Raw genomic sequence first — 12957 nt, 5'->3', positions numbered from 1 at the left:
TATGCCTCTCCGGCACTGGAGCGCTGCTCGCTGTGGCGTGAATCTGGAGGCATGACACAGACGATCGCCCTGGTGACCGGGGCAAACAAGGGACTCGGCCGCGAAACGGTTCGCCGGCTGGCGGGCCGGGGCTGGCAGGTGTTCCTCGCCGCCCGCGACACCGGGCACGGTACGGCGGCGGCCGCCGAACTCGCCGCAGCCGGTGTCGAGGTCAGGTTCGTCGCGCTGGACGTGACCTCCGACGACTCCGTCATGGCCGCCGCGGACACCGTGAAATCCGAAGCGGGCCGCCTCGATGTCCTGATCAACAACGCGGGCATCGGCGGCCCACGCACCGCACCGAGCGAGACCAGGCCCGATGACCTGTGCGAGGTGTTCGAGACCAATGTCTTCGGTCCCATTCGGGTGACCAACGCGTTCCTGCCGCTGCTGCGCCTGTCCGGGCATCCGCGCATCGTGATGGTCTCCAGCGGCATCGGCTCGATCGCCACCATCACCGACCCGAAGTGGGCGGGCCTGCTGCCACCGGCCCTCGGCTATCCGAGCACCAAGGCCGCGCTGAACATGCTCACCGTCATGTACGCGAGTGAACTCGACACCATGAAGGTCAATGCCGTCGATCCCGGCTATACGGCGACCGACCTCAACGGGCACAGTGGTTTCCAGACCGTCACCGAAGGTACCGACGCGATCGTGTCCATGGCGACCACCGGCCCGGACGGACCCACCGGCACATTCGTCGACCGCACCGGCACCGCGCCGTGGTGAAACTCGGCGCCGTGCTCGCGGCCGGGCTGCTGGCGGTCGCCGCCTATCTCATGACAACGGAGGATGCAGTGGCAGAACAGAAATCCGACACCGTGCTCTCGATCGGCCTGCACCCCAGCGCCGTCGACTACAGCCGCTACCCGCAGATCGACGAAGCGACCCTCACCGCCCGTATCGCGGCAGGCGAGAACGCCTTGCGCGAAGCGGGTTTCGACATCGTCACCTGCCAGGTCCCGGCCGACCCCGACGCCGCCGAGGCGACGCTGCGCGACTGCGCGACCGGCGGGCGGTTCGGGGTCGCGATGATCGGCGCCGGGGTGCGGATGGCGCCCGAGCACACCCTGCTGTTCGAACGTCTGATCAATGTCGCGACCGAGATCGCGCCGGGAATCCGGTTCTGCTTCAACACTTCTCCGGAGACGACCATCGACGCGCTGCGCCGCGGGTTGCAAGCCCGCTGACTATCGGCAGTCGAGACGCGCGCCCGCCGGGAAGCCGTCCTACTTGTGGCCGCCACCGTGGTCATGGCCGCCGCAGGTGTCGGTGCGTCGACCGTCCGTGGCCGCCTGACCGGCCCCGTGACCTTCCAGCGCCGCGAACGGGCCGCATTCGTGCGGGGCGATCCACACGTGCACCATCGGATTGCCCGCGCCGGGGTTGATCGAGTTCGGCGGGCAGTTGCCCTGCTCGTCGGTCACGCCCGCGACCTGGGGGCCGTTGTCGCCTGCCTTCCAGCACAGGTTGTCGTGCACGTGCCACTGCATCAACGGGCCCGCGTACTCGGTGAGGGCCGGGTCGTCGATCTTCTTGCCCTTGGCCATGTACATGGCCGACACCAGGGTGCGGTTCTGGCCGTCGACCCGGTAGACCAGCGACTCCGGTCGTGTGGGGTCGAGGAAGCTGTCGTCGCGGATGTAGCCGGTGTTGACCCAGTGCTCGTAGCCGGTGGCGGCATCGCCGATCGAGCGGAAGCCGAGTGCGCCGATGGTGGTGACGTCGGCGAAGGCAGGCAGTTTCGCGAGGGTGTTCTGGATCAGGGCTGTCGCGCGTTGCTCCTGTTCGGCGGTGACGCCCGGGACGCCGGAGATATCGATCGGCTTGCCCGGGTCGAACGCCCGGGGCCAGGAGTCGCCGGTGTCACCGTGGTCCTCGCCCGCCGCGTGTGCGTGATCGTCGCCGTCGCCGTGACTGTGCACGTGGCCGACACCGTTGAGCATGGCCGCCAGTGCCAGCACACCGACGGCGGCGGCCGCGAACCCGGATCGCATGGGCGGCAGCGTCGCACCCGGCCGCAGCAGTGCGACGGCCGCGCCGAGGACAGCGAGCGCACCGAGCGCGGCGCAGACGGTATCGGCGACACCCGGTGATTCCGCGGTCAGCCCGGTGACCCACGGGATATCGGCGAAACGGGTGAACGCCCACACCGCAACCGCGAACGCGTTCACCGCGGCCAGCGCGGACACGACGATCTTGCGATCACTCAGCAGCACCGTCAGCCCGACGGCGCATTGCATCGCGGCGAGCACGACCATCAGCCGCGCCAATGTGGCGTGGTCGCTGTGCATTCCGGCGGCCATGAAGTGCACCGCCCCCGCCCCGACCGACGAGATCCCGCCGAGCAGCAGAAATCCGTTGCGTCCGCTCACCTGTTGTCTCCAATCCGATAGTTCGCCGCGGACATTACTGGGCAACAGTGAGTGCGGAGTGCCGCATGCCTGAGAGAACTCTGTGACCCAGGTCTCCGACGCCGTTGTCACATCGAGACCGTTACGGTGGTTAACGATCTCCGCGCGAGTCGCGAATTTCGGAGCATGAGTCTGAAAAGCAAACAAGGTCAACGGGTTTCGGTTCAGGTCGGGGTGGCCGCCGCAGCGGCCGTTACCGCGCTCGTCGGGTTCAGTGGTCCGGCGGCGGCATTGCCGACGGATCAGGTCGTCCGATTCGTACCGACACTCGTCCGAGTGCCGGGCGGATGCTCGGCCATCGTCAACGCGGAAACCGTGCCCCAGCCCCAGGCCGGGCACCTCGGTGTTCGCGTGAAAATCATTCAGGACGGACAGAATTGCCAGCCGTACCGGATCTCGGTGCGATGGAAGAACCTCGACACCGGCCGTGAGAACAGTCAGTCCCATCGGGTCGATGCCAACGGTGTCATCGAACAGGCGCCCGACGGGGTAATCACCGGTTTCGGCATGGGCCCCGGCCCCGGCCGGGTCGAGGCGAAGATCGTCGCCACCTCCGACACCTACCCACAGCACTATGACCTGGAACAGCTTTCGGGTCAGGCCTGGATCACCCTCAACGGATAGAACGGACAGCAGCAGGGGCGGAGCCGACCGGGTCCGCCCTTGCTGGGGGCGTGTTCCGCCGCAGTGAGACGGTTGCCCGACCGCCCGACTGCCCTTAGATTCATCCGTGATCGGGTGGGCCCTCAGTTCCGCTCAGGGTGCGGCGGGCGAAGCGGAGGTGGGGTCGGGGTGGCGGTGGAGCCCGGGACGGTGTTCGCCGGATATGTGATCGAACGACTGCTCGGCGCGGGTGGCATGGGGTCGGTGTACCTCGCGGAGCACCCTCGCCTGCGGCGGCGGGTGGCGCTGAAGGTGCTCGGTGACGGGATATCCACCGACGCCAAGGCGCGCAACGCCTTCGAACGAGAGGCGACGCTGGCCGCTCGACTCGAACACCCCAATATCGTGCCGGTATACGACCGCAGCGGTCCCGCGGATCCGGTGTTGTGGCTGTCGATGAAATACGTCGACGGTGGCGACGCGATCGGATTGCTCCAGACCGATCCCGCCGGTCTCGCCCCGGACCGTGCTCTGCGGCTGATCCAGGGTGCCGCCGCCGGACTGGATTTCGCGCACGCGCACGGGGTGCTGCATCGCGACGTGAAACCGGCCAACCTGCTGATCGAACGCGACCACGCAGGACAGGAAACCGCGCTGCTCACCGACTTCGGGATCGCCCGCAGTCTCGATGACACCGTCACGTTGTCGGCGATGGCCGCCACCTTCGCCTACGCGGCACCCGAACGGTTCGCTGGCCACACGGTGGACCATCGCGCCGACATCTACTCCCTCGGCTGCACGCTGTTCCAGTTGCTCACCGGTCGGACGCCGTTTCCGCGTGGCGATCAGGCGGCGGTGATCGCCGCGCATCTTGGCGCTGCACCGCCCCGGCCCACCGAGCTACGACCCGAGCTGCCGCGTGCGATCGACGCGGTCATCGCGACGGCGATGGCGAAACGGCCGGAGGACCGATTCGCCCGCTGCGCCGACCTCGCCGCAGCGGCGATCAGAGCGTTCGACAGCGGCCCGTGGGTCCGCGCGCCGTTCCAGGGCCGGGAGCCGACCGATCCGGTCGCGGCCGGTGCTCCTGGCGCCTCGCCAGGTCGACGGCGGCCCCGGATCGCGCGAACGCTCCTGCCCTCGGTGCTCACCGCGGTGCTGACGACCGCCACGGTCGCATTGCTCGTCGTCATGACGACCACCGACCTGATCCGTGGCGAGCCGACCCGGGTGTACACCACACAGAGTGTCGCGAACGCCTGTGACCTGCTCGATCTGCCCGCGCTCGAACAGCTCGGTGGGGTGCCGCCCGATCCGCCCATCCATTCCGAATCCGTTGACTCCGAGCCATATTCGTCCCACCACTGCTCGGTCTCCTACCGGGGTCTGGCAGCCACTGTGCTTGCCAAGGTCGTGAACGATGGACACGGCGCCGAGGCCTTCTTCCGCGACGACTTGGAGTTGGTTCGTTCGGGCGGGGCCACGATCCGGGCGGACCACCGGCTCGAGCTCGCTGACGACTCCTACCTCTACGTGCGCCGACTGCCGTACATGTACGGCCCGACCTGCGAGCTCGGCCTCTTCGACGACAACGTGGTCGTCGCGGTGACGTTGAGCACGCCCGCGGAGTCGAAGGTGGACGATTCGGAGATGGTGACGGCCTGTGAGCATCAGGGCCGAATACTGTGGGAGCGCCTCGGATGACACCACGACGGTTCTCGCTGCCATGGACGGCTGCGGCAGTGTCGGCCTGCTCGCTCGTGGTGGTCACCGTGATCGCCGCCGCGATGTGGCTGGGGCGCGAGGACGGGGCGGCGGACTCGCGGTGGACGCCGGGCACACCGATCGACACCCCGACCTCGCGCAAGTACCGCGAGCTGGAGCAAGGCAATCACTGCGAGCTGATGGATCTGGCCGAACTCACGCGTCGCGGCAGCGCCGGGTGGCAGCAGGACGATCAGGAGCCCATCGCGTCGACCGGCTATTGCTCCGGCGCTTTCGGTGACCTCACTGTGTCGCTGAACCTCGATGTCACGCGGGCGGGAGGTGACCGGCGAGGGGAGCACGATAGCTTCAAACATCTTGTCGGAGACCGTGTCTCGGATCCGAATACGAGCTTCGAATACCTGGCCGGGCTCGGCGAGGACGCCTTCGTCCAGGAGGAGGCCAACTGGGCCGGGCGTCCGGTGACAAAAGTGCGGATCGGCGTGCTCGACGAGAACCTGCGCGTGGACACCACACTGACGATCGATGGCAACCGGATCAGCCGCGCCGAGCTGCGACAGCTGACCGAACACCACGTTCGCGTGGTGATGCGCAACCTGCTGGCCTGACAACGGCGAACGCCGGGCGGATCGTGACGATCCACCCGGCGTTCGCCGTTGTGCGGGAAGAGATTACGCGGTCGGCTCGAAGGCCTCGGCGATGATCTCGGCCTGCTCCACGGCGTGGACCTTCGAGGAACCCGAGGACGGGGCCGACATGGCGCGGCGGGAGATCCGGCGCAGTTTGCCCAGGCGGTCGGGGAGGACCTCGGGGAGGTTGAGGCCGAAGAAGGGCCAGGCGCCCTGGTTGGCCGGTTCCTCCTGGACCCAGGCGATGTCGGTCGCGTTGGGGTACTTGGCCAGGGCCTCGTTGAGGCGGTACGTCGGGATCGGGTAGAGCTGTTCGATCCGGACGATGGCCACGTCTTCACGCTTGTGCTTGGCCTTCTCCGCGGCGAGCTCGTAGTAGAGCTTGCCCGAGGTCAGCAGGATGCGCTTGACCTTGGCGGTGTCGCCGACGCCCGATTCGTAGGTGGGCTCGTCGAACACCGAACGGAACTTCGACTCGGTGAAGTCCTTGATGTCGGACACCACGGCCTTGTTGCGCAGCATCGACTTCGGGGTGAAGACGATCAGCGGACGACGGATGCCGTCGAGGGCGTGGCGGCGCAGCAGGTGGAAGTAGTTCGCCGGGGTGGACGGCACCGCGACGGTCATCGAACCCTCGGCGCACAACTGCAGGAACCGCTCGATACGGCCCGAGGTGTGGTCGGGACCCTGACCCTCGTGGCCGTGCGGCAGCAGCAGCACCACATCGGAGAGCTGACCCCACTTGGCCTCACCGGAGGAGATGAACTCGTCGATGATCGACTGCGCGCCGTTGACGAAGTCACCGAACTGCGCCTCCCACAACACCAGTGCGTTGGGGTTGCCCAGCGAGTAACCGTATTCGAAACCGACAGCGGCGAATTCGCTCAGCGCCGAGTCGTGCACCGCGAACCAGCCCGGGTTCTCCGAACCGATGTTGTGCAGCGGGGTGTACTCCTGGGCGTTGATCCGGTCGATGATGACCGAGTGGCGCTGGGTGAACGTGCCGCGACGCGAGTCCTGACCGGTCAGGCGCACATCGTGACCCTGGTCGATCAGCGAACCGAACGCGAGCAACTCGGCGAAGGCCCAGTCGACCTTGCCCTCGTAGGCCATCTCGCGCCGCTTCTCCAGCACCGGCTTCACGCGCGGGTGCACGTTGAAACCGTCGGGAGTGTTGAGGAACGCGTCGCCGATGCGCTGCAGGACCGACTTGTCGACCGCGGTCTGCACGGTGGCAGGCACCTTCTGGTCGTCTTCGACGGACTCCGACGGCTCCGGAACGTATTTCTCCAGCTCACGGACCTCGTTGAACACGCGCTCGAGCTGACCCTGGTAGTCGCGCAGCGCGTCCTCGGCCTCCTTCATGGAGATGTCGCCACGGCCGATCAGCGATTCGGTGTAGGCCTTGCGGACCGAACGCTTGGTGTCGATGACGTCGTACATCTCCGGCTGGGTCATCGAGGGGTCGTCGCCCTCGTTGTGCCCGCGGCGGCGGTAGCAGACGAGGTCGATGACGACGTCCTTGCGGAACTTCTGCCGGAAGTCGACCGCCAGGCGCGCGACCCAGTCGCAGGCCTCGGGGTCGTCACCGTTGACGTGGAAGATCGGCGCGCCGATGAACTTGGCGATGTCGGTGGAGTACTCGGTGGAGCGGCTGTTCTCCGGCGCGGTGGTGAAGCCGATCTGGTTGTTCACCACGATGTGGATGGTGCCGCCCACGCGGTAACCACGCAGACCTGACAGGTTCAGCGTCTCGGCGACCACGCCCTGACCGGCGAACGCGGCGTCACCGTGCAGCATCAGCGGCATCACCGAGAAGCCCTCGGGGCCGTCGCCCTTGTTCAGCAGGTCCTGCTTGGCGCGCACGAGGCCCTCGAGCACGGGATCGACCGCCTCCAGGTGCGAGGGGTTCGCGGTGAGCGACACCTCGATCTCGTTGTCGCCGAACATCTGCAGGTACTGGCCGTGCGCACCGAGGTGGTACTTCACATCGCCCGAGCCGTGGGTGGCGGCCGGGTTCATGTTGCCCTCGAACTCGGTGAAGATCTTCGAGTACGGCTTGCCGACGATATTGGCCAGCACGTTGAGGCGGCCACGGTGCGGCATGCCGATGACGACCTCGTCGAGCCCGTGCTCGGCGCACTGGTCGATGGTGGCGTCCATCATCGGGATGACGGCTTCGGCGCCCTCGAGCGAGAACCGCTTCTGGCCGACGTACTTGGTCTGCAGGAAGGTCTCGAACGCCTCGGCGGCGTTGAGCCGGTTCAGGATGTACTTCTGCTGGGCGACCGTCGGCTTGACGTGCTTCTGCTCGACCCGGTCCTGGATCCACTTGAGCTGGTCGGTCTCGAGGATGTGGGTGTACTCCACACCGACGTGGCGGCAGTAGGCGTCGCGCAGGATCGACAGCACGTCGCGCAGTTTCATCCGCTCCTGGCCGTGGAAACCGCCCACGTCGAAGGTGCGGTCCAGGTCCCACAGGGTGAGGCCGTGCGAGGTGACGTCGAGGTCGGGGTGGCTGCGGAACTTGTCCTTGACCAGGCGCAGCGGGTCGGTGTCGGCCATCAGGTGGCCGCGGTTGCGGTAGGCCGCGATCAGCTCGAGCACGCGGGCGCTCTTGTCGACGCCGCGCTCGCTGATGTCCTTGCGCCAGCGGATCGGCTCGTACGGCACGCCGAGGCCGTGGAAGATCTCGTCGTAGAACTCGTCGGAGATCAGCAGGTTGTGGATGGTGCGCAGGAAGTCGCCGGACTCGGCGCCCTGGATGATGCGGTGATCGTAGGTGGAGGTCAGCGTCATCAGCTTGCCGACGCCGATCTCGGCCAGGCGCTCGTCGCTCATGCCCTGGAACTCGGCCGGGTACTCCATGGCGCCGGCACCGATGATCGCGCCCTGGCCCGGCATGAGGCGTGGCACCGAGTGGACGGTGCCGATGGTGCCGGGGTTGGTCAGCGAGATGGTGACACCGGAGAAGTCCTCGGCGCCGAGCTTGCCTTCACGGGCGCGGCGGACGATGTCCTCGTAGGCGGCGTGGAACTGACCGAAGCTCATCTCCTCGGTGCCCTTGATGGCGGCGACGACCAGCGTGCGGTTGCCGTCCTTGCCCACGAGGTCGATGGCCAGGCCGAGGTTGGTGTGGGCGGGGGTGACCGCGTTCGGCTTGCCGTCGATCTCGGCGAAGTGCCGGTTCAGGTTCGGGAACGACTTCACGGCCTGCACGATCGCGTAACCGAGCAGGTGGGTGAAGGAGATCTTGCCGCCGCGGGTGCGCGCCAGGTGGTTGTTGATCACGAGGCGGTTGTCGATCATCAGCTTGGCCGGGATCGCGCGCACCGACGTGGCGGTGGGGATGGTCAGCGAGGCCGACATGTTCTTGGCGATGGCCGCGGCGGGACCGCGCAGCACCTTGGACTCGTCGGTGCCTGTGCTCGTCTTGGCGGGCGCGGTGGCCGGGGCGTTCGACACCGGTGCGGGCGTGGTCTGCGGTGCGCGCACGTTCTCCCGCTTCGGGGCCGGGGCGGGTGCCGGAGCCGGCGCGGGTGCCGGCTTGGGCGCCGTCGCGACGGCGGTCTTGGGGGCCTGCGGTGCGGCCTTCGGAGCCTGCTGCGGCGCCGCTTGCGCGGTGGCGGCGGGAGCCTGCTCGTTAGCGGAGTCGGTGGCCTCGGGGGTGTAGTCGGCGAGGAACTCGTGCCAACTCGCGTCGACCGAGGACGGGTCCTGTTTGAACTTCTGATACATCTCGTCGACTAGCCACTGGTTCTGTCCGAACTGGGAAGTTGAGCTGCTCACAGCTGGTGTTCGCCTCATTTCGTTCTTCGCGCTGCGACGTTTGTGACGTGCCCGGCAGGGGTATCAGCGGATGGCTGCCGATGCGCCCTCACCGAGCATATGCCCCGTGGCATGTCGGCGTAGCTAGTGGCCCGAGACTATTCGCTCCTCGTGCAGTCCCGCCGACCAGAGTCGCGCGTAACTCCCGCCTCGGGCGAGCAGTTCCCGGTGGCTACCGAATTCGACGATACGTCCTTGTTCGACCACGCCGACGAGATCGGCGCGGGCCGCGGTGGCCAGCCGGTGGGCGACCACGACGGTCGTGCGGCCCCGAGCCAGCGAACGGCTCGCTACCAGCACCGATGCCTCGGTCTCCGGGTCGAGGGTGGAGGTCGCCTCGTCGAGAAGCAGCAGGTCGGGGTCGACGAGGTCGGCGCGGGCGAGGGCCACGAGCTGACGTTGTCCGGCGGATAACCCGCGCCCTCTTTCACCGACCGGTTGGTTCATTTTTCGGGGTAATCCGGCGATCATTTCGGCCGCACCGACGTTGCTCGCCGCCTGTGCGATGTCCACCGATGTGGCGAAAGGTTGTCCGAATGCAATGTTGCTGGCGACATCGCCGCTGAACAGGTGAGCTTCCTGCGGCACAATTCCCAGCCGCGAGCGGTACTCGGTGAGCACAAATTTACGTAAATCGACGCCGTCGACCCGAATCTCACCCGCCGACGGCTCGGCGGGCAGATCGTAGAGCCGGGCGAGCAGTTTCACGATCGTCGATTTGCCCGCGCCGGTCGGCCCGACGAGCGCAAGGGTTCGCCCGGCCGGGAGGGTGAAGGACACGCCGTCCAGCGCCGGGAAGTTCGCTCCCGGATAGCGGAAGTGGACATCGTCGAAGACGACCTCACCGCGCAACCGGTCGATGTGCACCGCGTCGGGTGGGTCGGCCGCGATCGACGACTGTGTGCGCAGCAGGTCACCGATGCGGCGCAGCCCGACCCTGGCCTGCTGGTAGCCGTCGAACACCTGCGACAGTTCCTGGATCGGGCTGAACAACAGGCCGAGGTAGAGGACGAAGGCGACGAGCGTGCCGGTGGTGGTTCGTCCGTCGGCCACCGCGTTGGCGCCCAGATAGACGACGACGGCGAGGGCGAGGTCGGCCCAGGCCAGGCCGAAGGAGAAGTAGCAGGCGATCGCGCGCTGGGCGCGGATGCGCGCCTCGCGGTAGCGGTGGGAGTACTCGGCGAAGCGGCGCGCGGCCACCGGTTCGTTGCGGGCGGCCTGCACGGCGCGCAGGCCCGCGATGTTCTCCTGGAAGTCGGCGTTCACGGCGGAGACCCGTTCGCGCGAGACGGTGTAGGCGGCGGTCGAGACGCGCCGGAACAGCAGGGTCGCGATGAGCATCGGCGGCACGGTGGCGAGCACCACCAGAGCGAGCCCCGCATCGATGACGACCAGGCCGACAGCCACGCCGACCAGGGTGATGACCGCGACCAGGCCGGTGGCGACACCGGTCTGCAGGAAGGTCGACAGCGCGTCGACGTCGGTGGTCATCCTCGTCATGATCCGGCCGGACAGTTCGCGCTCGTAGAAGTCGAGGCCGAGCCGCTGCAACTGGGCGTAGCTGCGCACCCGGAGCCCGAACAGCACGCGTTCGCCGGTGCGCGCGGTGAGCACCGTGACGGCGGCGCCGACGATCAGGCTCGCCAGCACCAGTCCGATCCCGATCACCGCCGACACCGCGAGCGCCGAACTCTGCCCGCCGGTGACACCGGTGTCGATGGCGTAGCGGACCAGCGGCGGGAAGGCGATGCCGATCATGGCGTCGAGGATCAGCAGCCCGACGACCACTCCCACCAGGCCGCGGACCGGACGCAGCAGGGCGCGCAGACCGAAGTCGGGCTGGGGAGCACGCGGGTCACCGGGTAGATCGGGTGTCTCGGTCGCCGGAGGGAGGGCATCGACGGCGGCGCGCAGCTCGGGTGTTTCGCTGAGGTCGGCGGAGGCCGACGCCATGGAGCGCGGCCGGTCGCCGGTCGGTCGCTTGCCGAGGCGCACGGTGGCCGGGGCGGTCGCGTCGGCCGGGACGACCGAACCGGTCGGGGCAGGCAACCGGATCACCCGGTCGGCCTGGGCCAGGGTCGACTCGCGGTGGGCAAGGATCAGCATGGTGCGCCCGCCCGGGTCGGGCAGCCGCCGGAAGATCTCCGCCTCGGTCACGGCATCGACGGCGGAGGTGGCGTCGTCGAGGACGAGTACGCGCGGCCGGGTGAGCAGCGCGCGGGCCAGCGCGATCCGCTGCCGTTGCCCACCCGAGAGGGTGAGGCCGCGTTCACCGATGACGGTGTCGTAGCCGTCGGGCAGTTCGGCGATGAACTCGTCGGCGACGGCCGCGGTGGCGGCCGCCCGGATCTCGGCGTCGGTGGCCTCCGGACGGCCGAGGGCGATATTGGCCGCGATGGTGTCGGAGAACAGGAACGGGTCGTCGAAGACCACGCCGAGCGCGCCGCGCAGATCCTCGGCGCGCAGGTCGGCCAGGTCCACGCGCGTGCCGTCGGTGCCGACGAGGCTGATGGTGCCCGCGTCGGGTGCGTAGAAGCGGGGGAGGAGCAGTGACAACGTCGACTTGCCGGACCCGGCCGGGCCGATGATCGCGACGGTCTCACCGGGCCGGATCGTGAGGTCGAGTTCCGAGAGCACCGGTTCGTCTGGGGTGAAACCGAAACCGACACCCTGGAATTCGATGCCGAGCGGGCCGGGTGGCAGCTCGGTCGGCTTGTCGGGGTCGACGAGGACCGGCGCCGCGTCGATCACCTGGAACACCCGGTCGGCGGCGGATTTGGTGAGCTGGCTCATGATGACCACCGAGGTGATCGTGCGCGCCGAGGACGTCATCGTGGCCAGGTAGGCGGTGAAGGCGAGGAAGGTGCCGATCCCGATCGCGCCGCGCGAGGCGAGCAATCCGCCGACGATGATGACGGCGACCAGCCCGGCCTGCGGCAGCGCCGACACGACGGGGGCGAAGCGGGCGTTGATCCGCGCGGCGCGCAGGCGTTCGGCGTAGAGGGCGCGGCCGTGGTCCTCGAGCTGATCGACCATCCGGGCCTCCTGCCCGAAGCCCTTCACCACCCGCACACCGGTGACCGTCTGCTCGACGTGTTCGGCAAGCTCGGCGGCCCGCTGCTGCGCCGACCAGGTGGCCGCGTACAGCCGGGGCCGCATCCGCAGCACCACCACCGCCATCACCGGCGCGACGAGCAGCGCGGCGAGTGCGAGCGGCGGGCTGAGCCATACCATCACCACCGCCGAGGCGACGAACTGCAGTACCGCGAGGCCCGACCACGGCACCATCGCCAGCAAGCCCTGCACCAGTTGCAGGTCGGTGTTGGAACGCGACACCACCTGGCCGGTGCGGATGGCGTCCTGGCCCGCTCCGTCGAGGCGCTGCAGCGCGGCGAGCAGTGCGACACGCAGGTCGTGTTGCACTTCCAGTGACAGTTGACCAGCCCACAACCGCCGGGCGAAGGTCACCGCGAACCGGCAGACCGCGAGGACCGCGAGCAGGGCGGCGGCACTGCCGATGACCGAGGTGTCGCCCGCTTCGGCGGCGTCGACGGCGCGCTTGGTGGCCAGCGGTGCCGCGATCGAGACGGCCGCGCCGGCCAGCACCGCCCCCGTGATGACGGCGAGCAGCCGCGGATGCCGCAGGCACAGGCGCCACAGCCTGCGGATCCAGCCGGGCCGGTCAGCGCGCCGCGTCGTCATCACAGCGGGCTCGGGCA

General features: G+C 68.4%; 8 protein-coding genes. 5 read left to right on the top strand and 3 right to left on the bottom strand.

Annotated features, from left to right (window positions below):
- Positions 1-51 precede the first annotated feature (51 nt).
- Both NCO8_RS07620 and NCO8_RS07615 read left to right on the top strand, forming a co-directional pair.
- Positions 52-768 (top strand): SDR family oxidoreductase, encoded by a 717-nt coding sequence (locus NCO8_RS07620; protein WP_067637626.1) that lies wholly within the window; start codon positions 52-54, stop codon positions 766-768.
- 68 nt (positions 769-836) lie between these two features.
- Positions 837-1229 (top strand): hypothetical protein, encoded by a 393-nt coding sequence (locus NCO8_RS07615; RefSeq protein ID WP_218022655.1) that lies wholly within the window; start codon positions 837-839, stop codon positions 1227-1229.
- 39 nt (positions 1230-1268) lie between these two features.
- Here the strand turns inward: NCO8_RS07615 and NCO8_RS07610 are convergent, their stop codons facing one another.
- A complete protein-coding gene (locus NCO8_RS07610; protein WP_067637625.1) occupies positions 1269-2414 on the bottom strand; it encodes a hypothetical protein in 1146 nt (381 codons plus the stop codon).
- A 165-nt stretch (positions 2415-2579) separates the two neighbouring features.
- On the opposite strand from NCO8_RS07610, the gene NCO8_RS07605 reads away from it, so the two are divergent.
- The 3 genes from NCO8_RS07605 to NCO8_RS07595 all read left to right on the top strand — a co-directional run bounded on the left by NCO8_RS07605 (position 2580) and on the right by NCO8_RS07595 (position 5389).
- Complete coding sequence (locus tag NCO8_RS07605; RefSeq protein ID WP_210740317.1) at positions 2580-3077, top strand: hypothetical protein; 498 nt, start codon at positions 2580-2582, stop codon at positions 3075-3077.
- A gap of 168 nt (positions 3078-3245) precedes the next feature.
- Complete coding sequence (locus NCO8_RS07600; protein ID WP_067637621.1) at positions 3246-4760, top strand: serine/threonine-protein kinase; 1515 nt, start codon at positions 3246-3248, stop codon at positions 4758-4760.
- 68 nt (positions 4761-4828) lie between these two features.
- Complete coding sequence (locus tag NCO8_RS07595; protein WP_157104824.1) at positions 4829-5389, top strand: hypothetical protein; 561 nt, start codon at positions 4829-4831, stop codon at positions 5387-5389.
- Between the two features lie 63 nt (positions 5390-5452).
- On the opposite strand, the gene NCO8_RS07590 is transcribed toward NCO8_RS07595, so the two are convergent.
- Positions 5453-9217, bottom strand: a complete 3765-nt coding sequence (locus NCO8_RS07590) for a multifunctional oxoglutarate decarboxylase/oxoglutarate dehydrogenase thiamine pyrophosphate-binding subunit/dihydrolipoyllysine-residue succinyltransferase subunit (RefSeq protein ID WP_167353254.1) — start codon at positions 9215-9217, stop codon at positions 5453-5455.
- A 105-nt stretch (positions 9218-9322) separates the two neighbouring features.
- Positions 9323-12940 (bottom strand): ABC transporter ATP-binding protein, encoded by a 3618-nt coding sequence (locus NCO8_RS07585; protein ID WP_067637697.1) that lies wholly within the window; start codon positions 12938-12940, stop codon positions 9323-9325.
- Between the last annotated feature and the right edge of the window lie 17 nt (positions 12941-12957).

The sequence above is a fragment of the Nocardia coubleae NBRC 108252 genome, assembly GCF_001612805.1.
In the GTDB taxonomy this organism is placed as follows: domain Bacteria; phylum Actinomycetota; class Actinomycetes; order Mycobacteriales; family Mycobacteriaceae; genus Nocardia; species Nocardia coubleae.
This window is presented reverse-complemented; position numbering and strand designations above follow the sequence as displayed.